The 25,889-nt window shown below is 60.8% G+C and carries 19 protein-coding genes; 9 read left to right on the forward strand and 10 right to left on the reverse strand.

The genetic code is table 11. The features are described 5' to 3' along the window. Positions 1-583: 583 nt before the first annotated feature. From A6A03_RS07920 to A6A03_RS07945, 6 genes are all read left to right on the forward strand, one after another. On the forward strand, positions 584-1,333 hold the full coding sequence (locus A6A03_RS07920; protein WP_245668900.1) for an LIM domain-containing protein: 750 nt from the start codon (positions 584-586) through the stop codon (positions 1,331-1,333). Between the two features lie 43 nt (positions 1,334-1,376). Beyond that, positions 1,377-2,483, forward strand: coding sequence for a tRNA-queuosine alpha-mannosyltransferase domain-containing protein (locus tag A6A03_RS07925; protein WP_066786027.1), 1,107 nt, complete (start codon positions 1,377-1,379; stop codon positions 2,481-2,483). Positions 2,484-2,968: 485 nt separating this feature from the next. Then, complete coding sequence (locus tag A6A03_RS07930) at positions 2,969-3,472, forward strand: pyridoxamine 5'-phosphate oxidase family protein (RefSeq protein ID WP_066786030.1); 504 nt, start codon at positions 2,969-2,971, stop codon at positions 3,470-3,472. A 169-nt stretch (positions 3,473-3,641) separates the two neighbouring features. Next, positions 3,642-4,334: a histidine phosphatase family protein gene (locus A6A03_RS07935; protein WP_172812293.1), complete on the forward strand. Its 693-nt coding sequence runs from the start codon at positions 3,642-3,644 to the stop codon at positions 4,332-4,334. A gap of 4 nt (positions 4,335-4,338) precedes the next feature. After that, the gene (locus A6A03_RS07940) at positions 4,339-4,866 is read left to right on the forward strand and encodes a DUF3090 domain-containing protein (protein ID WP_066786035.1); all 528 of its coding nucleotides are present in this window, start codon (positions 4,339-4,341) and stop codon (positions 4,864-4,866) included. A gap of 57 nt (positions 4,867-4,923) precedes the next feature. Further along, positions 4,924-5,673 (forward strand): SCO1664 family protein, encoded by a 750-nt coding sequence (locus A6A03_RS07945; RefSeq protein ID WP_066786037.1) that lies wholly within the window; start codon positions 4,924-4,926, stop codon positions 5,671-5,673. A 419-nt stretch (positions 5,674-6,092) separates the two neighbouring features. Here A6A03_RS07945 and A6A03_RS07950 read toward each other — a convergent pair whose 3' ends face one another. From A6A03_RS07950 to A6A03_RS07980, 7 genes are all read right to left on the reverse strand, one after another. Next, positions 6,093-8,528 (reverse strand): glycoside hydrolase family 3 C-terminal domain-containing protein, encoded by a 2,436-nt coding sequence (locus A6A03_RS07950; protein WP_066786040.1) that lies wholly within the window; start codon positions 8,526-8,528, stop codon positions 6,093-6,095. 194 nt (positions 8,529-8,722) lie between these two features. Beyond that, positions 8,723-9,556, reverse strand: coding sequence for a glycoside hydrolase family 16 protein (locus tag A6A03_RS07955; protein WP_245668902.1), 834 nt, complete (start codon positions 9,554-9,556; stop codon positions 8,723-8,725). Positions 9,557-9,586: 30 nt separating this feature from the next. Next, the gene (locus A6A03_RS07960; protein ID WP_066786046.1) at positions 9,587-11,443 is read right to left on the reverse strand and encodes a glycoside hydrolase family 3 protein; all 1,857 of its coding nucleotides are present in this window, start codon (positions 11,441-11,443) and stop codon (positions 9,587-9,589) included. An 8-nt stretch (positions 11,444-11,451) separates the two neighbouring features. Then, positions 11,452-12,516 (reverse strand): carbohydrate ABC transporter permease, encoded by a 1,065-nt coding sequence (locus A6A03_RS07965; RefSeq protein ID WP_066786050.1) that lies wholly within the window; start codon positions 12,514-12,516, stop codon positions 11,452-11,454. After that, on the reverse strand, positions 12,516-13,505 hold the full coding sequence (locus A6A03_RS07970; protein ID WP_066786053.1) for a carbohydrate ABC transporter permease: 990 nt from the start codon (positions 13,503-13,505) through the stop codon (positions 12,516-12,518). Before A6A03_RS07970 ends, A6A03_RS07965 begins: the two co-directional genes overlap by 1 nt. A gap of 183 nt (positions 13,506-13,688) precedes the next feature. Continuing rightward, on the reverse strand, positions 13,689-15,179 hold the full coding sequence (locus A6A03_RS07975) for an ABC transporter substrate-binding protein (RefSeq protein WP_066786055.1): 1,491 nt from the start codon (positions 15,177-15,179) through the stop codon (positions 13,689-13,691). A 151-nt stretch (positions 15,180-15,330) separates the two neighbouring features. After that, positions 15,331-16,392, reverse strand: coding sequence for a LacI family DNA-binding transcriptional regulator (locus A6A03_RS07980; protein ID WP_342673055.1), 1,062 nt, complete (start codon positions 16,390-16,392; stop codon positions 15,331-15,333). A gap of 176 nt (positions 16,393-16,568) precedes the next feature. On the opposite strand from A6A03_RS07980, the gene A6A03_RS07985 reads away from it, so the two are divergent. The 3 genes from A6A03_RS07985 (at position 16,569) to A6A03_RS07995 (ending at position 18,132) form a co-directional block, all read left to right on the forward strand. Beyond that, positions 16,569-16,862 (forward strand): nucleotidyltransferase family protein, encoded by a 294-nt coding sequence (locus A6A03_RS07985; RefSeq protein WP_066786061.1) that lies wholly within the window; start codon positions 16,569-16,571, stop codon positions 16,860-16,862. Beyond that, a complete protein-coding gene (locus tag A6A03_RS07990) occupies positions 16,859-17,197 on the forward strand; it encodes a HepT-like ribonuclease domain-containing protein (RefSeq protein WP_066786064.1) in 339 nt (112 codons plus the stop codon). Before A6A03_RS07985 ends, A6A03_RS07990 begins: the two co-directional genes overlap by 4 nt. Positions 17,198-17,340: 143 nt before the next feature. Further along, the gene (locus tag A6A03_RS07995; protein ID WP_066786067.1) at positions 17,341-18,132 is read left to right on the forward strand and encodes a hypothetical protein; all 792 of its coding nucleotides are present in this window, start codon (positions 17,341-17,343) and stop codon (positions 18,130-18,132) included. Positions 18,133-18,629: 497 nt separating this feature from the next. Here the strand turns inward: A6A03_RS07995 and A6A03_RS08000 are convergent, their stop codons facing one another. The 3 genes from A6A03_RS08000 to A6A03_RS08010 all read right to left on the reverse strand — a co-directional run bounded on the left by A6A03_RS08000 (position 18,630) and on the right by A6A03_RS08010 (position 25,478). Continuing rightward, entirely contained in the window at positions 18,630-20,246 is a 1,617-nt protein-coding gene (locus A6A03_RS08000) for a choice-of-anchor Q domain-containing protein (protein ID WP_066786069.1), read from the reverse strand. 81 nt (positions 20,247-20,327) lie between these two features. Further along, complete coding sequence (locus A6A03_RS08005) at positions 20,328-21,353, reverse strand: DUF3558 domain-containing protein (protein WP_066786072.1); 1,026 nt, start codon at positions 21,351-21,353, stop codon at positions 20,328-20,330. Positions 21,354-21,965: 612 nt separating this feature from the next. Further along, the gene (locus tag A6A03_RS08010) at positions 21,966-25,478 is read right to left on the reverse strand and encodes an ATP-binding protein (protein ID WP_066786075.1); all 3,513 of its coding nucleotides are present in this window, start codon (positions 25,476-25,478) and stop codon (positions 21,966-21,968) included. Positions 25,479-25,889: the final 411 nt, after the last annotated feature.

The following is a 25,889-nucleotide window of genomic DNA, read 5'->3' on the forward strand; positions in this document are numbered from 1 at the left end:
ACACCCTCTCAGGTATATGTATCGCTGAAGCGGGAGATTGCTTCGGTCGGGCGGCCCCGCGCGACGCGGGGCCGCCGCTCCCTCACCATGACAATGGGGGGCGGGCGATTGCTGCGGGGGCCGCCGCTCCCTCGCAATGACAATGGGGTGCAGGCGATTGCTGCGGGGGCCGCCGCTCCCTCACTATGATTATCGGGATAGGGGAGAAACCCGCGCAGGCATACCTTCCGCACTCCTCCTGTCATTGCGAGCCGCGCGCAGCGCGGCGAAGCAATCCCCCGCGAGCACGGGAGATATGTACTCAGGCATCTCGTTCGCTGAAGCGGGAGATTGCTTCGGTCGGGCGGCCCCGCGCTATGCGGGGGCCGCCGCTCCCTCGCCATGACAATGGGGGGCGGGCGATTGCTGCGGGGACCGCCGCTCCCTCGCCATGACAATGGGGGGCGGGCGATTGCTGTGGGGACCGCCGCTCCCTCGCCATGACAATGGGGGGCTGGGCAATTGTTGCGAGGGCCGCCGCTCCCTCGCAATGACAGACGAGAGTGTGTAGTTCCGCGCCGCAGCGCCTTGCCGTATGGTATACATGAGCAATGCCAGCACCCTGCTCGGCAAGACCTTTGCGTACCATCTGAGGTATTCCATGGCGGTTGATCTCACACGCTGCGCCAGTTGCGGGCAGCCGTTAACCAATGGCTACTACGTCTTAATTGACCGGCCTGACCGGTTTTGCCCGCAGTGCATCGCGACCCGGCCAAGGTGCGACACCTGCGGCGCGCCGCTCGGTAATCGTTTTTGGAATTTGCACGATGGCCGGCGGCAGTGCGATGCTTGCCATGCGGTTGCGATCTACGATCCGGCGCAGGCGCAGCAGCTCTTTCAGCAGACGGCTAGTATGCTGGCCGAGGGCATGGGGTTGCGGTTGAATGTCGGCGTGGCCTTCCGGCTGGTCGATGCACCCACCATGGCCCAGCTCCGTGACCCGCAGTTGCCCGGTCTGAACACGCTTGGTCTTTACCAGCGCCGGAACCATATTCGCGTGATCTATCTGCTCTATGGCTTGCCGTTGCTGGTGTTCCGCATCACGGCAGCTCACGAATACGCGCACGCTTGGCAAACCGAGCAATGCCCGTTACTGCACGACGAGTTTTTGCGCGAGGGGCATGCCGAATGGGTGGCTTACCGGCACCTGTTGCAACTTGGCAGCCAAAAGGCGGCGGCACGCATGCTTGATGAAAACCATCCGTATTACCATCCGCTGCGCCACATGCTTGAGCTGGAAGCACAGTTGGGCGTGGCGGGGGTGAATGCTTATTTGAAGCGGATCGAGCAGTGATGGCATACAATATGCCATCATTCGCTCGCTAGCGGGTTATTCTATGCAGATCTGGTGGCTCGATCCCTTTCACGGCGGTTCGCATGCGGCAGTTGCTAGCGGCTACGCCGCGCACAGCGCGCACCGGGTGACTCTGATCACGCTGAGCCAAGCCGGTGGCTGGCGCTGGCGCATGCGCGGCGGGGCGGTGACGTTGGCCCGGCAGGTGGCCGAGCGGCACGATACGCCCGATCTGATCGTGACCACCGATATGCTCGATGTGGCTGCCTTTCGAGCCTTGACCCAGCGCCAATTGGGTCAAGTACCGTTGGCCGTCTACTTTCACGAAAATCAGTTGACCTACCCGCTGCCGCCGGGTCGCAAACGCGACTACACGTTTGCGTGGATCAACTTCACCAGCGCGCTGGTCGCCGATGCGGTGATCTTCAATTCTGCGTTTCACCGCCGTGACTTTTTGGCAGCGCTGCCAGCTATGTTGCAGCGCTATCACGACTATCATGAATTGCAGACGGTTGAACAGATTGCGGCCAAAGCGCAGGTCTTGCCACCCGGTCTCGATCTGCCGCCGCTGCCGCCGCGCCCGCCGCGCAATTCCGCTGCGCCGCCGGTGATTCTGTGGAATGCGCGGTGGGAGTACGACAAACAACCGCAGGTGGTGATGGCGGCGTTGGAATATCTGGCGGCGCAGGGGATTAACTTCCGTCTGATTGTGACCGGCGAGCACATTGACCCGACCATGCCTGATCTGGTGGCAGCGCGCGAACGGTGGCAGGCGCAGACGATCCATTGGGGCTATGCCGCCAGCCGTGCGGCTTATCTCCAATTGTTGCAACAGGCTGACATTGTGGTCTCGGCGGCGATCCAAGAGTATTTCGGAATTGCGATTGTCGAGGCGATGGCGTGCGGCTGCATCCCGCTCTTGCCGGCGCGGCTCAACTATCCCGATTTGATCCCGCCGGCATGGCAGGGCGATTGCTTGTACGCTACCGATGACGACTTGCCGGCTGCGCTCGCCCGGCTGATTGCCAAGCTGCCGGAGCTGCGCCAACGCGATTGGCCGGCGCTGGCCGCGCCGTACCGCTGGGAAACGCTAGCGCCGCGCTATGATGCGGTGTTGGGCGAGATCGGTGCTGGAAAGGGGTTGCGTTGACTTGGGTTGATGGAAGATTGTGGCAGGATCGTAGTGACAGTGAGCGAACTCTGTGCGGCAGTATGACTGCCGCACGCCAGAGGGGCATACCATCGTGTGCAGTGGTGCGGGAGATTGCTTTGAGGCTATACCCGCGTAAGGATAACGGTACTCGCACCAGCGCCTCGCTGTCATTGCGAGCTGCGCGGGGCATTGGCCCCGCGCGGCGAAGCAATCCCCTCCTTCAGCGCTATCTCTGCCTGCACGGGAAGATACAGACCGGCAACGTACCGAAAAGCGTTAAGAGTTCGCCGTTGGGCAAGCCGCAGCGCAGCATCGTTCACGGTAGCGCGGGGAACCTTACGCATAACAAACGTGCGGCAGTGTGACTGCCGCACTCCAGAGAGGCAAGCGCGCTACAATCAGGAATACAGCTCAACCGCTTACCCCAACGGGAGAGGTTGGGAGGGAGACAGAATGGGTACCAACCAGAAAGAGGTAACTTCATGCGACACGAAGATCAGGTGGCGCTGCGCAAGCTGATTGACGAGAACCATACCGCCGCGCTCGGTACGGTCACTTCCGATGGGGCGCCGTTTGTTTCGTATGTGTTGTACGCCGTCGAACGGCGCGATGGGCATCCGCCAACTCTCTTGCTGCTGCTCAGCCGGTTGGCGGCGCACACCGGCCATCTACTGGTCGAACCGCGCATCTCGCTGTTGATCACGGCGGCGCCGGCCAGCGTCGCCGATCCGCAGGCGCTGGCGCGGGTGACGTTGCAAGGCGCGGCCCAGCCGATCGGGCGCGATGCGCCTGATTATCCGGCGGCGCAGGCAAGCTATCTGGGCCAACTACCCGGCCAGCAACATCTCTTTGCCTTGCCTGATTTCACCCTGTTTCGAGTTGAGCTGCGTGAAGCGCGGTATGTAGGCGGTTTTGGCCGCGCCTTTACGCTCGACGCGGCTAAGCTGGCGGCAGCGTTGGCGGTGAGTGTCGCGAACCCGGCGTAACGGGCGATCATCAGGGCGTATCCGTGGTATCATGGATGGAGCAGGCAGAGATCAACAGCGGGCCGTACCACCATATTGCAATGGCATCAGCGACGATGCAAGCCGCTGGGGGCAAGCTGACTATGGCCACGATGCTGTTCGATATCATTGAAAGACTATAGGTGCAGTTGTGCCAGACCAAGAACGCCGTCCGACTACGTTGCTCTTGATCCGCCATGGGATGAACGATTGGGTGCATGGCCGGCTAGCCGGCTGGCTGCCGGGGGTGCATCTGAGCGAAGAGGGCCGGCGGCAAGCGGCGGCGCTGAGCGAACGGCTGGGTGATCTGCCGATTACGGCGCTCTATACCAGCCCGCTCGATCGTTGTATCGAAACGGCGCGGGCGATTGCCGAACCGCGCGGGTTGCCCTTGCGGATCGTCGAGCAGATCGGCGAGGTGCGGTATGGCGAGTGGGAAGGGGCCGAGCTGAAAGAGCTGTACAAGCACGAGCTCTGGCCGGGAGTGCAACATTACCCCAGCGGCACCCGCTTCCCCAAAGGCGAGACGCTCGGTGAAGCGCAGATGCGCATGGTCAGCGCGCTCGACCAATTGCGCGCCCGCCATCAAGGCGAACTGATCGCAGTGGTCTCGCACGCCGACCTGATCCGGTTGGCGTTAGCGTATTATATTGGCGTGCATATCGATCTGTTTCAGCGGCTGGTCATCAATCCGTGCTCGTTGAGCGCCGTCGCCTTCGAGCCGATGGGGCCTCGCCTGCTGGCCTACAATGAGACCGGGTCGCTTGAACATCTTCGCCCCAAACCACCCGCTCCGCCGGCTGAACCGGCGGCAACGTCCCCGTCGTCAACGGAGGCAGCGTAGGACTATGTCAGAGTTTACGTTTGATCTCGAATCGGTACATCGCATTACTGCCGGCGCGGTTGGGCCGCGTGGCCGGCGCGTGTTCTACTTGCAGGCCCGGCGCGGCAACCGGCTGGTGACGCTGCTGGCCGAGAAGGAGCAGATCCGCGAGTTGGCCAGCGCGATCAACCGCTTGCTCGAAACCATCGGTGAACGGAATCCCCGCTTAGCAACTTCTGACGATCTGATCGTGGCCGATATGAGCCTCGAAGAGCCGCTAGAGCCGGAGTTCCGCATTTATCAATTGGGTTTGGGTTACGATAGCGAGCGTGATCGGGTGGTGTTGCTGGCGCAAGGCATGCCCGAAGGCAACGATGAAGAGCCGCTCTCGGCCCGATTTTACGCCACCCGCGAGCAGATGAAGGCGTTGAGCATTCACGCCGAGCGGGTCGTCGCCGCCGGACGCCCGATCTGCGGCAATTGCGGTCGCCCGATCGATCCGAGCGGCCATTTCTGCCCGCACCGCAACGGCCATGGGCCGGTGTATAGCTGATACCGCCGTTGCGTCTTGGCGTTGAGCGACCAATCCATCAAACGGCAAGGGGACGGTATGGAGCTTGATCGCAGCCACTCGCGTGAATTGAGCGTCGCCCGCGTATTAACGGCGTTGGCGCAGGGTGAGATGAACATCGAAGCGGCAATGCCGTACAGCAGCAACTACACGCTGCTGACCAGCATTGTGTATGAAGATCTGCACTTGCTGGCGGTGTACAAACCGCAGCGCGGCGAGCGCCCGCTCTGGGATTTCCCGCGCGGTACGCTCTACCGGCGCGAGGCGGCGGCGTATGTGGTCAGCGAAGCGCTCGGCTTTCATCTGGTGCCGCCGACCGTGGTGCGCGATGGCCCGTATGGGATCGGGATGGTGCAACTCTTCATCGACAACGACGAAGAGGTGCATCTGTTTACGATGTTGAAGCAGGGCGGTTACGAGCAGGAGATCAAACAGCTCTGCGCGTTTGATTGTCTGGTCAACAATGCCGATCGCAAGAGCGGCCATTGCCTGCAAGGGCGGGATGGGCGCTTGTGGGCCATCGATCATGGCATCTGCTTTCACGTCGAGCCCAAGCTGCGCACCGTGCTGTGGGATTTTGTCGGCGAGCCATTGCCCGATGAGGTGATGGCGGCGTTTCGGGTGTTTCGCCAGCAGCTCGATCAGAACGATCAGGTGGCGCAGGCGCTATCGATGCTGCTCGATCGGGCTGAGGTCAAAGCGTTGCGCCGCCGCCTGAATCACCTCCTCGAAACCGGTCGCTACCCCCCGCCCGGCCCCGGCCCGCATGTGCCGTGGCCGCCAGTGTGATGGATGTGGCCCCCACCCCCAATCCCTTCTCCGCTGGGGGAGGGGAATAGCCACAAAAAGACACAAGAAGCACAAAAAAATGACCGCAGCGGGCGCAGAGGGCGAGGGTTATTCCAACTCCCTTTGCGCCCTCTGCGTGCTTTGCGCCTTTGCGTTACGAATCTCTGCGCCTTGGCTCGCTCTGCGCCTTGACCGTTGCCCCCACCCCCAACCCCGCTGGGGGATGTGGCCCCCACCCCCAACCCCTCCCCCGCTGGGGGGAGGGGAATAGCCACAAAAAGACACAAGAAGCACAAAAAAATGACCGCAGCGGGCGCAGAGGGCGAGGGTTATTCCAACTCCCTTTGCGCCCTCTGCGTGCTTTGCGCCTTTGCGTTAAAACCTTTGCGCTCTCTGCGGCGCCGGACAGCCGTCCGGCGCTACACCAGCTCAAACGGCGCGCTTAGCCGGATGTCTGCCGCCGAACGGCCCACCAACGCCACGAATTCACCCGGTTCGGCCACCCACCCCGGCACCGCCGGATCGTAGTAGCTCAGCGCCTGCCGGTCGATCGTGAACGTCACCGTGGTGGTTTCGCCGGGTTGCAGCGTGATCTTGGCAAAGCCTTTCAGCTCTTTGTCGGGCCGGGTGAGACGGGCCGCGCTATCGCGCACATAGAGCTGCACCACCTCGGCGCCGGGGCGCGGGCCGGTGTTGGTGACATCAACGCTCACAGTGATCGTCTCGTCAGGCCGCATCGTGTTCGCCGAGAGGCGCAGATTGCGGTACGCAAACTCAGTGTAGCTCAAGCCAAACCCAAACGGGAAGAGCGGTTCGACGCCTTTGCGGTCGTAGTAGCGGTAGCCAACGAACAAGCCCTCGCCGTACAGCACATGGCCATTTTCGCCGGGATAATTGATGTAGGCCGGGTTGTCAGCCAGCCGCTTGGGGAAGGTGGTGGGCAGGCGGCCACCGGGATCGGCCACGCCAAACAGTACATCGGCGATCGCATTGCCCGCCTCTTGGCCGCCGTACCACGCCAGCGCCACCGCCGCCACTTCATCAAGCCATGGCATCTGCAACGGCGAACCGGCATTCAGCACCACAATCGTGCGCGGATTCACCGCCGCCACCCGCCGGATCAGCTCATTTTGGCGGCCCGGCAGATCCATATCGATCCGATCGAAGCCTTCGCTCTCCCACTCTTTGGTCAAACCGGCAAAGACGATGGCTACATGCGAGCGGGCGGCCAGCGCCACCGCTTCCTCAATCGGATCATCCTCCCGTTCCGGCCAGAGACCAACTTGCACTGCCCGCCAATTGCCGGGTGTTGGCCAGCGAAATTCGACTGCCAAGCGGTAACGCTTGCCGGCCACAAGGGTAATGGGCTGGCGTTGCTCGCTGCCATCCATCAACTCTTTGTGCCACTGGTCGAGCACCAATTCGTCATCGAGCCAGATCCGCGCTTGGCCGACGCACGACAGCCCCAGTTGGTAGCGACCGCTCTGCGGCGGCAGCAGATCGCAACTGAGCCGGGCCGCGAAGGTGGCAAGGTTCAGATATTCGATCTGGTCGCCAAACCAGCTCGCTTCGAGCGTCGCGAGGTGATCGGTGCGCACCGGCGCGCCGCTGAGGTCGAGGTTGGTGAAGTAGTCGATCCGTACCCCCGACTGGTTGCTGCCGGGCACCCGAATCCACTCCGGATCGAGGTTGGGCAAGCGGCGGAAGATCGGTGTCCCGATCGCATAGTCCACAATACACTGCGCGCCGGCGCGCGCGCGGATGCCCTGCAACGGCGTGACCACATAGTGCGGCGCGACTTCCGAGCTGCCGCCACCCATGATCGCGGCCCAATGCGCATTGGCCCCAATCACGGCGATCGTTTGCGATTGTTCGGGATCGAGCGGCAACACCGGCCCGTCATTCTTCAGCAGCACAATCGACTCGGCGCCGGCCCGCCGGATGAGTGCGCGGTGAGCAGGCCGGTCGTTGGCCTGTTCCGCCGCCGGCGTGGGATTGGCAAAGCCGCCAACCCGCTCGATGGTACGCAACAGCCGGCGCACCTTATCGTCGAGCTCAGCTTCGCTCAGATCACCCCGCTCGATCGCCGCCAAGACATGCTCGCGGTTTAGCCAGCGTGCCGGCCCCGGCATCTCAAGATCGAGCCCGTTGCTGGTGGCGCGCTCGCTGTAGGTGCCGTACCAGTCTGACATTACCAACCCATCGAACTGCCATTCGCCTTTGAGAATCTCCACCAGCAACCGGCGATTTTCGCTAGCCCAGACGCCGTTGATCCGGTTATAGGCCGACATGATTGTCCACGGCTTGGCCTGCTTGATCGCCAGCTCGAACGGGCGCAGGTAGATCTCGCGCAACGGGCGTTCGCCCACGTCAGAACTGATGCTAAAGCGTTCAAATTCCGAATCGTTGCAGACGAAATGCTTGATGCACGCCCCCACGCCGCGGCTCTGCAAGCCGGTGATGTAGGCCGCAGCCATCACGCCGGTGAGGTATGGGTCTTCGGAAAAGCACTCGAAATTGCGCCCGGCCAGCGGCGAGCGATGGATATTGACCGTCGGCGCGAGCAGAATATGCGCGCCTTTATCCTTCGTCTCTTCGGCCAGCGCCTCGCCGATCTGGCGCACCAGTTCTGGGTTCCACGTCGCTCCCATCGCCACCCCGATCGGGAAACAAGCCGAGGTATGCGTACCATTGCGGCTCACGCCGCGCGCACCGTTGGGGCCATCGGTGACTTTGATCGCCGGAATGCCGAGACGCGGGATGGCGACGGTATGCCATGCATCGGCCCCAGCCACGAGCGCAATCTTCTCGTCGAGCGTGAGTTGCGCAAGCAGAGTTTCGATGTGATTGGTCATGATGTTCCTCTAAGTGTGTGTTGGAATAGCCGCAAAGAGACGCAAACAGATCGTTATGTCGATGCTCGCCGATCCGCCGGCGCACATCGCTTTGTCATCGCAAGAGCGCGGAACGTCCGCAATCTCCCGCATCAGTGTGAACGATATATCCCCGGTAGCTGCCTGCCAGCCAACGCACCAACGGCGCGCACCGTTCACCCGTTCTTCTGATACACCCGCACATAATCAACCAACATCTGCTGCGGGAAGACGGTCGTTTCATCGGGATACCCCGGCCAGTTGCCGCCTACCGCCAGATTGAGAATGATGAAGAACGGGTGATCGAACACCCACTCGCCCGGTGTCTGTTCACGGCGCAGCGTGTGGTAGAGCTGGTCGTCAACGTACCACCGGATCTCGTCCGGCTCCCATTCGACTGCGTAGAGATGAAAGTCATCGGCTAGCGACACCGGACTAGTGAACGATTTGGTGATCGCATTGCCGGCGGAATAGCCGGGGCCATGCACCGAACCATGCACGGTGGTCGGGTCGCCAATGTTCTCCATGATGTCAATCTCGCCGCAGTTCGGCCAGCGCGCAGTAGCGACATTCTCACCCAGCATCCAGAAGGCGGGCCAGATGCCTTTGCCGCCGGGTGGCAACCTGATGCGCGCCTCGATCCGGCCATACGTCCATGCGTGCAAGTAATGGGTCTTGATCCGGGCCGAGGTATATTCCCACGCTAAGTACTCTTCGTTGCGAGCCTCGATCACCAAGACGCCATTTTCGATCCGGGCATTTTCGGGCCGGTCAGTATAGAACTGCCACTCGTTATTACCCCAACCGCCAGCCCCCTTGTCAAACAGCCAATTGCGCGGATTGAGCGCCTCGCCGTCGAACTCATCGCTCCAGACCAGCGTCCATGGCGAGACGGTTGGCGCCGGTTCTGGCGGTGCTGGCGCTGCCGGCGCAGTTGCGCAGCCGGCCAGCAGCAGCACCAGCCAGAGCAAACAGAGTTGTTGGGTTACTCGCATTCGTAGGTACAACACCGTCGTCTTCCTGTGTAAACGGGTTACCAGCTAAGGGATCAAGCCAAATCCATACGGAAAGAGCGGATCGCCATTGCCGCTTCCCAACGGCAATTGGTCGAGACTGCGCGGCCAAGTCACTGGCAAGCGTCCGCGAAAGGGCCGGTCGCCGAAGAGCACATCAGCCACGCCGGCGCCTTCACTGCCCGGCAGCCATGCAGCGACGAAGGCGTCCCACTTGGGCAAATCATCGGTTACGATCAAGGGACGGCCCGCGACGAGCACGACGACGAGGCGCGCGCAGGCCGCTTCCATACGGCGCAACACGCGCTGTTCACCCGACGGCAGACTGAGGCTGGCGCTATCACCACGCCCTTCGGCGTAGGGCAGCTCACCAACCACAGCGATACACACCGCATCGGCAGCTCCCGGATCACCCGTAAAGCGACCATGTTCGTTGTATTCAACGACGGTCTGCGGCGAGACCGCAGCCTGAATCCCAGCCAGAATCGTGGTACCGGGAAAAATAGCACCAGCCCGTCCCTGCCATTCGATCGTCCAACCGCCGGCTTGGATGCCGAGATCGTTAGCCGCTTGCCCGCCAATATAGAGATGACCAATGTCTTTGGGCAACGGGAGTAGATCCTGCTCGTTTTTGAGCAATACCAGTGATGCGGCCACTGCTGTGCGAGCCAATTCGCGATGCGCGGCGCTGCCGATCTGCGCGAGGAGTTCGGTCTGGGCAAAGGGTTGCTCGAAGAGACCCATCGCAAACTTGACGGCCAGAATGCGCCGCACTGCATCGTTGATCCGCTCTTCGCTTACCGCGCCAGACTCAACCGCGCGCGTCAGGATCGCGATAAAGCGCTGGGGATCGTAAGGAACCATGTTCATGTCAATCCCGGCATTGATCGCAGTTATGACTGCGCGCTCGTAATCGGGATCGATCTGATCAATCGCGGCCCAATCAGACACGACAAAGCCGGTAAAACCCAGTTCGCCCTTGAGCACCTCGGTCAGCCAATACGAACTGGCGTGCATCTTTTGCCCATTCCAGCTTGAATACGACGCCATGATCACCTGCGCTCCCGCCGCAATCGCGGCGCGGTAGGGCGGTAAATGGACGGCGCGCAGAATGGCTTCGTCACCCATCGTTTCACCCTGATCAAGCTGGTAGTTTTCGGTCGTTGATGAACCCCATGCCGTGCCGCCATCGCCGAGGTAGTGCTTGGGCGTGCCGATCACCCGATTAGGGGCAACGATATCAGGGTCTTGCAACCCGCGCAAGAAAGCGGCAGCCAGTGTGGCCACGTGGTCAGGCCGCTCGGCATACCCCTCATACGTGCGCCCCCACCGCACATCTTGCGGCACCATCACACCCGGCGCATAGTTCCAAAAGACGCCGGTGGCGGCCATCTCGATGGCGGTGGCCCGCCCGATCTGTTCGACCAACACCGGATCGTTGGCAGCGCCCAAGCCGATGTTGTGGGGAAAGATGACTGCACCGTAGAGATTGTTATGCCCATGTACACCATCGGCGCCATAGATGATCGGGATGCCGAGCCGGGTGCTCAGCGCAGCGCGCTGAAAGGAATTGACCATCTCGGCCCACGCTGCCGGCGAATTCTCAGTGCTGGGGTAGCCGCCCCCACCACTGAGCACGCCGCCGATGAACAGTTCTCGCACCTGATCAGGCGTGAGACTGTTCTTTTCGATCAAGGTCATCTGGCCAATCTTTTCCGCCAGCGTCATCCGTTGCAGCACATCCTCAACCCGCACAGCAATTGCTGCCGCCGGATCGCGATAGGGTGCGACGGTTGCAACCGGCGAGGTGGTTGGCGCTGTGCCGCCACACGCGCTGAGCATCGCCGCTATCAAGGTGAGTACAATGAAAAGTCGCAATCGCATTGCGCAGCCTACTTCTCGATATTGGTAATCACCACACCCTCAAGGAAGATCCGTTGGGCGAAGAAGAAGACCACAATCGGGATAACCGCTGAAATCAGCGATGCCGCCTGAATCAGATTGGTTGACTGCGAATAGAGATTGTTGAACGCGGTCAGACCGACGGTAATCGGGAATTTATCGGGATGGCCGGCGAGATAGATCAACGGGCCGAAGAAGTCGTTCCATGCCCAGAAGAAGTGGAAGAGCGCAACAGCGGTTAGGGCCGGACGCGACATCGGCAGAATGATCGAGAAGAAGATGCGCAGCGGGCTCGCGCCGTCGATTTGAGCCGCCTCTTCCAGATCACGCGGGATGCCGAGGAAGAACTGGCGCAACAAGAAGACGTTGGTGCCCCACGAGAAGAAGGCCGGTACGATCAATGGCAGCCACGTGCCTACCCAACCGATCTGCAAGAAGACGAAGTAGGTCGGAATGAGCGTCACCGCGCCGGGCAAGATCACGGTCGAGAGCATAATCATGAAGAGAATGTTCTTGCCGGGAATGCGGAAGCGGGCGAAGCCGTAGGCTACCAGCGCCGCCGACAAGACCGCGCCGAAGGTGGTGATGCCGGCGTACATCAACGTGTTGCGCAACAGGTTCGGGAAGTTGATCGTATTCCATGCGCGGGTAAAGTTACTCCACTGAATATCGAGCTGCCAGACCCGTTCGAGCTGCCGCCACTGGCCTTGCCACTCAAACGGCCCCGCCGCCGGATTTTCCGGGTCGATGAACAAGCTGCTCTGGCGTCCGGGCCGGTAGAGCGCCAATTCACGGATCTCACCATCAACCGGCACTAGATAGACATCGTACGCCTTGCCCTCATATTCAAAGGTGCGTTCCCGCGCCGGCCACCATGGTGCGCCGGTCTTGGCGATTTGGCTATCGGTTTTGACCGCGGTGGTCATACCGTAGACCATCGGGATCAAGAACAGGGCCAGCACAGCGAGGGTGAGGCTGGTCAGACCGATGCGCGCAATCGCCTCGCGGGTTGATTTGGTCAGTACATTGCCGCTCGCGCGTCGTGAGAGTATCATCACCGTTCCTCCCCTGCGTAAAAGACCCAGAGCCGCGAGGTGCCAAAGAGCACAACCGTGATAATCATGGCGATAATCAGCATCAGCCATGCTAGCGTCGCGCCGTATCCCATGCTAAAGAAGCTGAACGACTGCTTGTAGAAATAGACCATGAAGAAGCGGGTCATGCCTTCGGGGAAGCCGGTGCCGCCATTGAGCACAAACGGGGCGAGGAAGTATTGCAGCGAACCGATCACCCCCAGCACCAGTTGGTAGAAGATCACCGGCGTGATCAGCGGAATGGTGATGAAGATCAGGCGCTGAAACCAGTTAGCGCCGTCGATCTGGGCCGCTTCGTAGAGCTCGGTCGGCACGCCCTGCAAGCCGGCCAGAAAGATGATCATCGCGTTGCCGACCCCCCACAGGCCAAACATGGTGTAAGCGTAATAGACCAGATTGGGGTCAGCCAGCCAGCGCAAGCCCTGCGTGCCAGTGGCGCGAATCCCGGTCAACCGCTCGATGATCACATTGATCCAGCCGGTCTGCTCGTTGAGCACGCCGTTCCAGATCAACACCGTCGCCACCAGCGGGATCATAGTCGGCATATAGAACAGCGTGCGATAGACACTCTTGCCCAGCACGTGTTCAGAATTGAGCAAAATCGCCAAAAAGAGCGCAAAGAGCAGCGAAATTGGCAATGAAATAGCGGCAAAGTGCAAGGTACGGCGCAACGAGAGCCAGACCTCGGCATCTTGGAACAGCGCCCGCTGCCAGTTGGCGAAGCCGACAAAGCGCGCTTGATCAGGCACCGCTGGGTTGAAGTCGTAGAGCGAGAAGCCGAACGATGCCAGCATCGGCAACAAGTAAAAGAGCAGAAAGCCAATGATCCATGGGCTGATAAAGAACAAACCCCAACGGATCTCCTTCTTTTCCAGCTTGCTCAGCTTCCGCCGCTGCGCGGCAGCGGTTCGGCTGCGCAATACGCTACTCAGTTCTGGCAAGGGAGCCATTGTCACGCCTCCTTGTCGGTGGGTTGGCGCAGGCGAGGGGAAACGGTCTTCAACCTCACATGCGTATCGCGTCGTTGCGTTGATCAGTCTGTCAACTAGCTCTTCTGTTTGTCCGGCTCCTCTCCCAACTCCCGCTGAGGGAGGAGCCGGACTGTTTGCGGCAGAGTCGCCGCTTGCCAAGAATTACCGCTTCGCCGCGTCGAAGATCTTCTGCAGATCAGCCTTCAACTTAGCGACTTCAGCCTCAAAATCGGCATCCGGCGTGTTGGCGAGATAGTTCCAGAACTCGTTGTAGCGGTCGGTCGTCTCTTGGAAGCTGGGCATCCAGCTCTCGTGGTTGGGGTTGTCGGCATACGCCATCGCTTCCACCACCACGTCCCAGTTAATGTCAGTCTTGTTGGGGAAGCTGGTCTGATTATACTGGGCAAAGTAGTTGTCTTGCAGCGAGAGGCGGGCCGGCATACCGCCGTAGATGGTCAGCAATTCATTGACGTGCTCGGCGCTCAGCATATAGCTCAACACCTCGAAGGCGGCATCGGGGTAGGGGCAACCTTTGAGGATGCCAAAGGTGTCGGCGTGCATCTTGGCGGTAATCGTGCCGTTATAGCTCGGTGTGGCGGCCAGATTCCAATCGAAACCCACATTGCCCAAGGCCCACGGCGCAACATACCACATGTGGATGTGGATCATCGCCAGATTGCCCGACGAGAAGGGGCCGCCGGGGCCTTGCAGGAAGTCGGCGCCGCCGTAGGGGCCGTTCGGAATGAACCAATCCTTCCACCAGCCATCGTAGGTCCACTTCCACGCCGCCTTCCAGTTGTCGGGAATTTGGGCATTGCCGTTCTCATCAACCAGCGAGCCGGGGCCAAAGAAGGTGCCAATGCCGCGCGGGTCAGTCCACTGGTTCATCCAGCCGAACTGCACAATCTTGGTGGGATCGAAATCGGGCGAGGTGGCATCGTTGCCGTTGACGTCAACGGTCAGCTTCTTCGCCAGCTCGGTCAGCGTCTCAATGTTCCACTCACGCTCGACGCCGTTCTCGTCAACCCATGGCGCGCCGTGGGTAGCGGGCGGGTAAGGCAGGCCAGCCTCGTCAAACAGGTCTTTGTTGTAGATGATGAACGAGGGGAAGATCGCGAACGGAATGCCGAGCTGGCCCTCTTCCTTCACCTGATAGAACTTGACCAGATTCGGATCGAAATCGCTCAGATCATAGTTGTATTTATCGATCAACGGTTGCAGGTCGAGCCACGCGCCCTTGAAGCTGTCGCGTCCGCGAATGCCGACCGGGCCGACAAGACAGGGAGCATTACCGGCGGCAATCTGGGTAGCCAGCGTATCGAAAGCGACGTTGTTGTCGACAATCTCGAGCACTAGCTCAATCTTATCTTGGCTAGCGTTAAACCGCTCAACAAAGGCATTCTGGCCGGGAATAGCGCCTTCATCGGTGCCGGCGCCCAACCCGACGAACCAGCGCACTTTGACGCGATTAGAGGTTTGGGCAGCAGTGGGAGCAGGAGCTGAAGTGGGAGCAACAGCGGCGGTTGGTTCACTCGCCGCGGGTGCGCTGGTGGGTTGGGCCGGCGGCGTTGCGCCGCCGCTGCCGCAGGCGGCGTTGACCAGCGCAGCCACGATCAACATAAGGCTAACGAGCAGCGGTTTCAGCGATTTCATTGAATCTCCTCCTCTGGAATGAGTCGCCATTGCTATTTACGTGCCGAAGATGGTTTGAACTGGCGGGCGAGTTGGGCAGCTATAACGACTGGATATGTCCTCCTCCCGCATCCTCAACACTGGATTCACGTCTGGTCGCTTGCACCCCCTTTCAATGCTGGCGAACGCAACTGTCGCGGATCACCAATTCGGTTGGCAACATCACCCGCTGGGTCACGGGTGCGAGAGAATCGGTCGCGAGCCGGTCGAGCAGCAATTGGGCCGCCGTCTGGCCCAATTCACCGATCGGTTGGCGCACGGTGGTGAGCGCTGGCGTCATCGCTGCCGCCAGCGGAATATCGTCAAACCCGGCTAAGCCAATATCGCCGGGAACGCTGAGACCGGCGGCGCGCAACGCCTTCAACGCACCGAGCGCCATCATGTCGCTGGCGGCAAAGACCGCGTCGGGGATCGGTACCAGCCGCAAGAGCGTCTGCATCGCGGTAAACCCGCTCTGCTCGCTAAAATTGCCTTCGACCACCAGTTCCGGCAACACCGGCAACCCGGCGGCATGCAGCGCATCACTATACCCAGCAAACCGATCGCGTCCAGCTACGATATTCATCGGGCCAGTAATCGTCGCAATCCGGCGATACCCTTGCGAGAGCAGATGCTCAACCAACATGCGCGCGCCGTAGCGATTATTGACATCGACATAGGGGATCGCTTGCAGTGACGTAATCCGCCCCACCGACACCACCGGGATCGTCTCTTGCGCCAGCCACTGCAAGAGAAATTGGTCTTCGACCGCCGAAGCGACAATCGCCCCTTCCAAAAACCCGCGCCGGCCAAGGTGGCGATACGGGTCACTGTCAGTCGTAGTGGCCAGATCGAGCATGATCGAAAACTGCCGTTCATTGCAGACGTGGGCAATCCCTTCGATCAACAGCGGGAAATAGGGATCGGCAAACAGCGTATGGATCGGCTGTGGAATAATGATCCCGATCACCTGCGAGCGGCGGCTAGCCAGCGAGCGCGCCGGCAAATTGGGTTGATAATTCGTCTCGCGGATCGCCTGCCACACCCGCTCGCGCACCGCCGGATTGACGTGCGGATGATTGTTGATCACCCGCGAAGCGGTTGCTCGCGAAACCCCGGCCCGCCGGGCGATGTCGTCAAGGGTGATATTCATAGCTTGCCGCCACTGACTGGGAACGCTTCCAACTACCCGTATAGTACCGAAACGGCGCTGCGCTGGCTTTTCAAAAAGCGCGAATCAGTTGCACAAAACCGTGAAAGCGCTTTCAGGGAGCGTTCCTTGCCCAGAGTGAAACGATGGTGCGATTGCTTGACATGCGGATGGGGTCATCCTATAGTAGTTCGTGTATCAGATAAAACCAACCAATCCCAATGCTCAACGCCGAAACGATCCTCGCCAAGTTAAAAGAGCTGCAACCAATCATGGCCACGCGCTATAAAGCCGCGGCAATCGGTCTCTTCGGGTCGTTTGCGCGCGGCGAACAGACTGCTACGAGTGATATTGACTTGTTAGTGGATTTTGCGGAGAGCGCAGATTTATTCGACGTCATCGGATTGGCACTCTACCTCGAAGAAATCTTCCAGCGACCGGTGGATGTGGTGCCGAAACGCGCTCTGCGCGCCGAGTTGCAGGACGCAGTACTAGGAGAAGTAGTGATGGTATGAGAAACTATACTATCTATTTACAAGACATTCTAGCAGCAATAGACAGTATTGAAAGATTCGTTGCAGGAATGGATTTGGAGATGTTTCAAGCTGATGATAAAACATCGAGTGCAGTTATTAGAAAACTTGAAATTATCGGTGAAGCTGTAAAACAAATACCTGAAGAGATTCGCCAGCAGCATCCTCAGATTCCTTGGCGAGAGATGGCTGGTATGAGAGACAAGTTAATCCATTTTTATTTCGGTATAGATTATCGATTGGTTTGGCAAACCATCAGTGAGCGGATCCCACAAGTCAAGCGAGATATTCAGCAGATCCTGCATGAGGCAGGATAGTGTATCGAATCTGACAATAGCAAGAGCAGGATGGTCGTATTGCTTGCGAATACTCTCCCAGATGCCATCACCGCCGCAATCACGCAGCAATAACCATAGCCCTCTGCGGTAAACCATCCCATCACCATCCAAGCGGAAACACCATGGACGCTTCACTTGCCCAGATCATCACCCTCACCGCATGGGCCAATGCGGCGTTGCGCGCGCCGGCGGCGGTGAATCTCGGCGATGTCTACCCGGATAACCCGGTGTTCCGGTCGTGCGAGGTTGTCCGGTTTGTTGATCTGAACCACGCTGGCGCCGCGGGGGAGGTATATGCGGCGGATCCGATCGCGTGGCTGGCGCGGCTCAGGGAAGAGGGTGTCACGGCGCTGCGTCTGGTGTACGATCCGGAACCCGACGCTGCCGCCGGCAGTCCGCCGGTGGGGTTTGGCGAGGACGGCTCCCGCTGGCTGATTGAAGCGGTGAAACCAGCGGCTTCTGATTATTGGGAGGCGCGTTGGGAATTGGGCGACCGTTTTCGCGCTGATGGGAGGCGATGGCAGGTGACGTATGGCCGGATCGCCACCAATGCCCCTGCTGGCTACGCTGCCACTTCGGCCACCGTGGCCGAGGTGACACAGCAGCTCATCGCGCACCTGCCCAAGATGATTGACTTTGCGCTTGACCACTACGCCGATCAATTCGCCCGTTCGTTCGAGATCGCGCTGCACTTCCTCACCACCCCAGCGAGCGCCGCCGATGAGGATGACCTCTTGCCCCCCGCTTCCAGCCAATTGCTGGCCGCCGTGCGCGCGGCGTGGGTGTTCGGCGGCATGGGATCGTGGACGGACATGAGCTTCGCCGGTGAGGTTCAAGCCGAATACGACACGCTGACCGATGAGCTATATCGCTTGTTGCAGACGGCGATTGTTGCGGCGGTGAACAGACAGTAGCGCCACACGAGCGGGACATCAACGCACAGGCGCGAAGGGAGCAAAGGCGCAGAGATTCTTAACGCAAAGCCGCAAAGGGCGCAGAGGACGCGAAGGGGTTTGGGATTGGGAGCTTCCTCCACGTTCGCGGCGGTCAATGGCTAGCCCTCACCCCCATCCCTCCTCTCGCTGGGTGAGAGAAAGCGAAAAACATTTGCTTATTTTTCGTGGCTTTTGTGAGTTTTTGTGGCTATTCCTCCGCGCCCGCGGCGTCCTCGGCGGTACATGTTCCCCTCCCCCAGCGGGGGAGGGATTAGGGGTGGGGGTGCCTGAACACGAGAGCGAGGGATACCCCCACCCCAATCTTCCATGTTGGGGGAGGGTGTCAGCAGCTCCCCCTCTCCCACCTGACGGCGGGAGAGGGGGTTGGGGGGTGAGGGCCAGCAGCCCGCGCAGCGGGCTTCGTAACCCTAGCCCGGCCCTTCAGGGCCGGGTTCCCTGCTCTCCCAGTAACCAACCTACCGCTGCACCAACGGCACATGAATAAAGGCGCGCTCGACCGCTCCCATATCGCACGCGCCACCCTGTGGCCGGCTAACGCCACGTTGATCAATCGAGTTGCCAATCCCGCACAGGCCGCTATTGATCGCCGGTGAACCGTGTTGCAAAGCATGGGTCGGCGTGAAGCCGCCGTTATTCGTTAAGGCGCCTAGCAACGGATCAAGCTGAAGATTGTTGCTGCCATCCGTACCGCATGACCCATTCCACGAGCCGCTCGTGAAGCAACCCTGCACGTTACTGTAGGCGATCGTCGGGGTACTGGAGAAATTATGGATGCCACTACCGGAAGTTGCGCTGTTGCCCCAAATAATTGCATTCCTGACCGACGGATTGCTGAAACTGTCGTTGTACATGCCGCCGCCATTCGTACCGGCACTGTTCCCCGTCACAGTCAGGTTGGTCAAGGTCGGGCTGCTGTTGCTGTAGAGATAGATCCCGCCGCCAAAACTGCTGGCGCTATTCTGGCTGAACGTAACATTCACCCACGTCCCTGCCGCGCTCTCTGTAAACACGCCGCCGCCATAATTGGCCACATTCGCGTGAATGGTAACGCCGGTCATCACAAGGGTCTGGTTGCGGCTAAAGACGCCTCCGCCCCAATTGGCAGCGGCATTGAGCGACAGCACGACATCTTCCAAGATGATCGTGCTGTCAACGTTGGCCATGCCGCCGCCATTCCGATTCGCATTGTTGCTGAGGAAGGTGACGTATCTGAGGTACGCGGCGCTGAGGCTATTGTACATACCACCGCCATCGCTGTTGGCATCGACCGTGGCGTCATTGCCGCTGAACGTAACGTTGCCCAGCGTCGTTTCACTGTTCAGATTGGCCATGCCGCCACCTCGTTGCGCCCGGTTGCCCTGAAACGTTACGTTAAACAGAGTGGCGGAACCGGCGATATTCACCATGCCGCCACCGGTCTGGGCGTTATTTTGCCGGAAAGTGACATTAGTAACGATGGGAAAACCGTATTCATTCGCTAAACCGCCGCCTTGGCTGGCGGTGTTGCCGCCAATGATCAGATCGTTCAAGCGGGGACGGCTATCGAACAACCAGATACCGCCGCCTTTGCCAGTGGCGGTGTTGCCGCCAGTGATAGTGAATCCATCGAGAATGGCCGTGTTATCAACTTCAATCGCGGTCACGACGTGGTAGCTATTCGTGCCATTGATGCTCGTAACAATACTATTGCTGTTGTAGGTATCATTGTCGTCAATGTCGCCGGTGAGCACAGTGCGGTTCGCAGCCGGATTGCGTTCGTCCAGATTCAATTCGGTACCGGCAAATCCGCCGTAGATCGCCACGTTGTTTCTGAGGATAAAACTATCGTTCGGATCGGAACCGGGCTGGTAGAACCCCGCCGCCACCCAAATCTGGCGGCACCCCAGATTCGCCAGCGCCGATTGGAGATCGTTGTACGCATCGATCCACGCTGTGCCATTATTGCCTCCTAGCGCATTCCATTTGACGTAGCAACGACCACTTTCCGCCCGTATGGGCGCTGTACCCGCGCCACCCATCAGCGCCATGCCAAGCGCTATCAGCAACCCTAACCGCAAGTAACGAGTCGTCATAAATCACGGCTCTCTTTCATCGTTATTATGGCGGAGCGCAGCGGCATTGCGCTGCGCTCCTTACCACGAACAGGTCTTATCTCATTCCGCGAAGGTGCAACTCCAGCGCCCCTTCAGCCGGCCAGCCTCAAATGTGCCGGATTTCCCATCCGCCGCGACGATCACCGTCCCTTCGCCGGCAAACATCTGCGGCTCATCGGAACGGCCAAGCCCGACCTCAAAATTGGCCGGCGACGGTTGATTGGGCTTGACGCCACCGGAAGCTGAGAGGGTAAAGACGCCGACCGGCGTGGGCGGGTCTTCACCGGGTCGCGCGATGAATGTGACGATAAACGGATCGGCTGCCGGATCGAATGAGCACATCGCAAAGCCGGCAATTGAGACGATGTTAAGGCTTTCCAGCGTGGTCACGCCAGCCATATTCGCCGGCTCTTCGATCACGACTTCCATCCCGATGAGCGCACCAGATTGAGGGGCAGGCTGATTGGCCACATCACCCGCTGGCGGCGGTGTAAACGCCACCAGCCGATCAGTGAGCAATCGGCCTATCGCAATAACTTCTTCACGGCTAAGCTTATAGCCGTAAAGGGTGACGCTCCAGCCATTCATCACGGCATACAGCGAGAATTCGCCATCGTTCTCCACAATCGCCGCGCTCTCGCCAATGTCTATTTGCTCGACGGTTTTGCCTGATTCTTGGTTGAATTGGATCACCTTGGCAAAGGCTTCAGCGCCGGGATTCCGCAGATCAATGCCAAGATTGGCGTTACTCTGATCTTGGTCGTTGAACACGTAGGCGCAGGTGGCAAAGAAGCGATCTTTCCCCGGAAACGCATCCAACAACGGCACGCCGGTAATGGCCGCCAGCTCATCAGGGTTGAAGACGGCGCACGGTTCTGCTGCGCGCGGGTCGAACTGGCCGGCTGCCGCGGGTGCAGTGGTAGGCGCGGGCGCTTGGGTAGGGGCGGAAGCCGGCGCGCTGGTGGGCGCGGGCGCTTGGGTAGGGGCGGAAGCCGGCGCGCTGGTGGGCGCGTTGGTGGTAGGCGTCCCGCCGCCGCAGGCGGAAAGGAGCAACAAGACAACGAACACAAGGAGCGTTGGCCGCATACGAGCACCTCTGAGAACGTCACTGCTGATACAAAAAGCGCCCAGCCTGCAAGCATGGCCGGGCATTCGTAGTGTAGCAGGCCAGCGTCCTCAAAACGTCCTCGGCGATCAGGGCCGCCTAGCCTCACCGCCGCAGGCGCGGAGGATGCGGTTCGGTTCCAACCCCCTCTACGCCTTGCCGTGAGCCCTCACCCCCCGTCCCCCTCTCCCGCTGGGAGAGGGGGCACTGCGCTCTCCCCTCCCCCAGTGGGGTTGAGGAGCGGACAGAACGTTTGATCGCGTACAACTGTCGATCGCTGGGCGATGCCGTAAAGCCCCGTGCTGAGATCCCCATCACCCCTCACCCAACGGGGGAGGGGCAAGAGGTGGGGGCATCAGCCCGCGCAGCGGGCTTCGTAAGCCTAGCCCGGCCCTTTAGGGCCGGGTACCGGACACATGATCTGTCCGCCCCTCCCCCAGCGGGGAATGCTGGGGTGGGGCTGCCTTATGCTGACCGCAGGGGACGCTGAGGACGCAGCGGGTACGAGTGATTCCAACCCCCTTTGCGCTGCTTTGCGTTCTCCGCGCCTTTGCGTGTTCACCCCTCTGCGTCTCTGCAGTAAGAACAACGGTCTACGACCCCGCCCGCCACTTCCGCGGCGCAACCGCTCGTTCCGGCGCGTGCGGATTCAGGCTCCTGAGGCAATCCGCACGCAACCGGCCCGCCTCGGCCAAACCGAGCGGAATCGCCAGCGGAGCAAACGATTGGTGCGCAATGTTCTGCACTTCGGCCAATGCAGCCTGCGCGCGGCTAGTATCGCCCAACCGCAAGCAAATGTCGCTCAGTACAAGCAAGCTCTCGCCAAGCAACGGCACATCAGGGCAGGCGCGGGCCAGCATCACCGCCTGCTCGGCTGCCGGCGCGGCTTGCGCCGCTTGGCCGCTCGCCAACCAACCGTTGGCCTGCGCCAATGCTACCAGCGCCTGTGCCGGCAATTCGCCGGCCTGCCCGGCCTTTGCGCCGAGTGCATCAAGTTCGGCCCAAAGATCGCTCTGCGGCGCCATCGCGATCCGCCGGCCAAGATACCGCGCCCGCGCCGCCAAGACAAACGACGGCACATTGCTCGCTTGCGCGGCGCGCCAAGCCCGCTCATACAGTGCGAGCGCCAGTTCGGATTGATCAATCAATTCCCCAATCTGCCCCGCCAACAGGCAAGCGATGTATACCACCGGATAGCTTTGGGCAGCCTCAGCCTGCGCCGCCAATTGCGCCAACGACCATGCCGGCGTCCGGCCTTGGGCCAAATCAACGAAGGTCAAGTAGCTCTGCATTAAGAGCGCGCCGTATTGGCTCTTGACCTGCGTCGCGATATGCAAGCCGCTCGTGAAATCGCGCCGGGCCGCTTCGTGTTCACCAATCCGCAGATACACCCAACCGCGACCGGCATACTTGCCCCACATCCCCGGCTTATACGACTCGCCGGCAACTTCCAGCGAGCGCGTATATACCCGCTCGGCCTCATCGTACCGCCCGCAGTTCAGCAACATCTGGCCGATCATCGTCAACGCCGCCGCTTCCAACCGGCGCAAACCGCTGCGTTGCGCGATCGCGACCGTCTGATCGAGCACATCACGGGCCTGCCGGTACTCTTGGGCAAAGACCAGCGCCGTACCGAGATGGTTCAAGCTTTGCGCGGTTTGGGCCATCACCCCCGGCCCGTGCTCATCGTCGGGCCGGATATGTTCAATGCTGGCGCACGCTTGGCGCAGATCAGCAATCGCTTCCTCCATCTGCCCCAACATCAAGGCGCTGACGCCACGAATATTGCGCGCGCGCACCAGATTGATTGTATCGTTGAGCGATGTCGCCAGCGCCAGCGCCTGCGTCGCCGCAGCGTATGCCTCGCCAGCCCGATCGCGGGTGTAGAGGGCATACGCCTGCATGACCAGCGCCTGCACATAAAGCGCCGGGAACTCACGGCTGGCCGCCACCGCCTGCGCGAGCAGAGCGAAGGCTGGCGCCGAATCACCCTGATACAGCGCCACAACCCCCCGTTGCATCGCGGCCCGCGCCTGCAATTCACGCTCGGCGCGGCTGGCGCCGGTGAGCAACGCTTCGGCGTGGGCAATCGCCTCGCTCGCCGGCGCAAATGCCGCCAGATCGGTACTCTCACGGGCGTGGTCGAGCCAGCAACGGGCAGCGTGCAACCGGTAGCCGGCTTGCTCGTAATGATAGGCAATCCGTGCCGCATAGCCACTCTGGCCGGCGTAGACCGCCGCTAACGCGCGGGCGGCTTGCTCGTGCAGGAGTGGCACCCGATCGGCGGGAATATCGCTCACGATCAGATCGTGTATCAGGTGGTGCGAAAAAGCGTAATCGTCAGCGCCGTGGATCACCGTATCCACTAGCAAGTGGCGCGCGCTCAACTCATCAAGCGCCGAAGCGTACTTGGCCGGCGACCACGCGAGCATCCGTTGCAAGACCGCATCGGCGCAGGAAAACCCCAAGATCGCCGCCGCTTCCAGCATCTGGCGGTTGTGATCGCCGATCGCGCGTAACCGCAATGTGAGGATATCGCGCAAACTGGTCAGACCACTCTTGGTCACGTGACGCATCTCACCCAATGCCGCTACCGCTTCATGCAAGAGGAGCGGCAACCCGCCCGCATACCGCCGGATATCGGCCAGTGTGACCGCACTCAGCGACTGCCGATCCAGCATCTGGGTCAAAAAGCGATCCGTTTCCTCTGCTGTGAATGGTTGCACGGTGACATCATGCGCGCATTGCTGGCGGCGCAGACTCCGCTTCAGCGCCAGTAATGCCGGCGTAATCGAGCCCGACCGGTGCGTCACAATCACCAAGAGCGGCAGCGAACGGCACCCCGCAGCCACGTCATTCAGCGCGTCCAGCGAAGCTTGGTCGATCCAGTGCGCATCTTCAATCAGCAACAGCAGTGGTTGGGTAGCGGCCAACGCTTGCAACGCTTGCCGGATCGCCAGCTGCAGCGCCGCGGCATCGGGCTGGTCAGGCGCGATCAAACCGGGCCGCAATAGCGCCAGTTCGGGCGCTAGCGGAGCCAACCGCGCCAGCCAATCGGCGTTCGGCGCCACCTGCACCAAACGGGTGGCAGCGGCGGTCAAGACTTGCCGCCACGGTAAATATGCCTGCTGCTCGCCGATACTGCGGGCCGGCTGGCAATACCCTCGCAGCACCTGCCATGCAGGAACGGTAGCCATCCCGTTCGAGCGGTGGATCGCCTCTTGCACCAGCGCCGTCTTGCCCACACCAGCCGGCCCGGAGACAAAGACGATCCGGCCCTGCCCTTGCCCGGCATGGTGCATCAGTTCAAGCAATTGCCGGAGCGGTTCATCACGCCCGATAAACAGCGCCGGCGATTGGCGGGCAGGTTCCGGCAGCTCCAACCGGTGATGGAGCAGATCGTGATACAGCGCCGTCGTTTCCGGGGCCGGTTGAGCATCCAGCTCACGCTGCAACTCTTCGGCTAGCGCGCGATACAGATCGAGCGCCGCCGCGCGCTGGCCGGACGATGCCGCCGCCGTCATTGCCCACCGCACCGCCTCTTCATCCCACGGATCGAGCGCCAGCAACCGGCGCGCCCATGCGCCTGCTCGCTGCCAATCGCCGCGATCGAGCCAGACCCGCGCCAGCGTTTTGAGCAAGAGCAGATAGCGCCGGTGCAAGGCCGCGCGCCGGGAGAGAATCTCGTCATCGCTATCAACGCCGGGGGCCAATTCGCCGCCGTACAGCGCCGCTGCCGCCTCCATCTCAGCCACCGTCGTCCACTCTTGTTCAAAAGCAGTGACATCAAGCTGGCAATTGGGCGGTGCATTCCAGATAATTTCTTGCGTTGAAACCTCCAACCATGGCCGCGCCGCCGGCGGCAACAGCTCGCGCAAGAGGTACAGATGCCGGCGCAGATTCGCCAACGCCTCAGCCGGTTCAGCGTCGGGCCAGAGGATAAAAGCCAGTTGCTTGCGGCCACACGGCTGGCGCGGACGCAAGACCAAACGAACCAATAACCGGCGCAGACTCTCACGGTGCGGAAAGGTAGTGCGGTCTGCTCCTGTCTCAAACCGGATATCACCGAGCAACACAATGCGGACGGAGAGGGTCACTGACGCCATCGATGCTCTCCGAGGCGCGGAACGGATAGGCGATGCTTGGTATTATAGCTTGCCTCACCGCGAGATGCTAGTCAACGCCGCGATGTATGGAGAGGGGGACGGCTGTCCGGCTCCGCAAAGACGCAAAGGGTTTAACGCAAAGACGCCAAGAACGCAGAGGGCGCAAAGATCTGGGGGATGGCGATCATCCTCTGCGCCCCTCGCGCCCTCTGCGGTACACTCACCCCTCCCCCGCTGGGAGAGGGGTTGGAGGTGGGGGCAATCGGTATAGCGCAGAGAATCGCCACCATAAAGACGCAAACACTCCAAAGATGTTTTTGTGCTTCTTGTGTCTCTTTGTGGCTATTCCCCTCCCCCAGCGGGAGAGGGGTTGGGGGTGGGGGCAACTGTCAAGGCGCAAAGCGAGCCAAG

It is taken from the genome of Chloroflexus islandicus (genome assembly GCF_001650695.1).
Classification (GTDB): domain Bacteria; phylum Chloroflexota; class Chloroflexia; order Chloroflexales; family Chloroflexaceae; genus Chloroflexus; species Chloroflexus islandicus.

Coding starts and splice junctions, on each gene's coding strand:
- A6A03_RS07925 (WP_066786027.1), top strand. CDS start 1,377: ATGCAGATCTGGTGGCTCGATCCCTTTCACGGCGGTTCGCATGCGGCA.
- A6A03_RS07930 (WP_066786030.1), top strand. CDS start 2,969: ATGCGACACGAAGATCAGGTGGCGCTGCGCAAGCTGATTGACGAGAAC.
- A6A03_RS07960 (WP_066786046.1), bottom strand. CDS start 11,443: ATGCGATTGCGACTTTTCATTGTACTCACCTTGATAGCGGCGATGCTC.
- A6A03_RS07990 (WP_066786064.1), top strand. CDS start 16,859: ATGAGAAACTATACTATCTATTTACAAGACATTCTAGCAGCAATAGAC.
- A6A03_RS07950 (WP_066786040.1), bottom strand. CDS start 8,528: ATGACCAATCACATCGAAACTCTGCTTGCGCAACTCACGCTCGACGAG.
- A6A03_RS07965 (WP_066786050.1), bottom strand. CDS start 12,516: ATGATACTCTCACGACGCGCGAGCGGCAATGTACTGACCAAATCAACC.
- A6A03_RS07995 (WP_066786067.1), top strand. CDS start 17,341: ATGGACGCTTCACTTGCCCAGATCATCACCCTCACCGCATGGGCCAAT.
- A6A03_RS07985 (WP_066786061.1), top strand. CDS start 16,569: ATGCTCAACGCCGAAACGATCCTCGCCAAGTTAAAAGAGCTGCAACCA.
- A6A03_RS08005 (WP_066786072.1), bottom strand. CDS start 21,353: ATGCGGCCAACGCTCCTTGTGTTCGTTGTCTTGTTGCTCCTTTCCGCC.
- A6A03_RS08000 (WP_066786069.1), bottom strand. CDS start 20,246: ATGACGACTCGTTACTTGCGGTTAGGGTTGCTGATAGCGCTTGGCATG.
- A6A03_RS07975 (WP_066786055.1), bottom strand. CDS start 15,179: ATGAAATCGCTGAAACCGCTGCTCGTTAGCCTTATGTTGATCGTGGCT.
- A6A03_RS07970 (WP_066786053.1), bottom strand. CDS start 13,505: ATGGCTCCCTTGCCAGAACTGAGTAGCGTATTGCGCAGCCGAACCGCT.
- A6A03_RS07945 (WP_066786037.1), top strand. CDS start 4,924: ATGGAGCTTGATCGCAGCCACTCGCGTGAATTGAGCGTCGCCCGCGTA.
- A6A03_RS07940 (WP_066786035.1), top strand. CDS start 4,339: ATGTCAGAGTTTACGTTTGATCTCGAATCGGTACATCGCATTACTGCC.
- A6A03_RS08010 (WP_066786075.1), bottom strand. CDS start 25,478: ATGGCGTCAGTGACCCTCTCCGTCCGCATTGTGTTGCTCGGTGATATC.
- A6A03_RS07920 (WP_245668900.1), top strand. CDS start 584: ATGAGCAATGCCAGCACCCTGCTCGGCAAGACCTTTGCGTACCATCTG.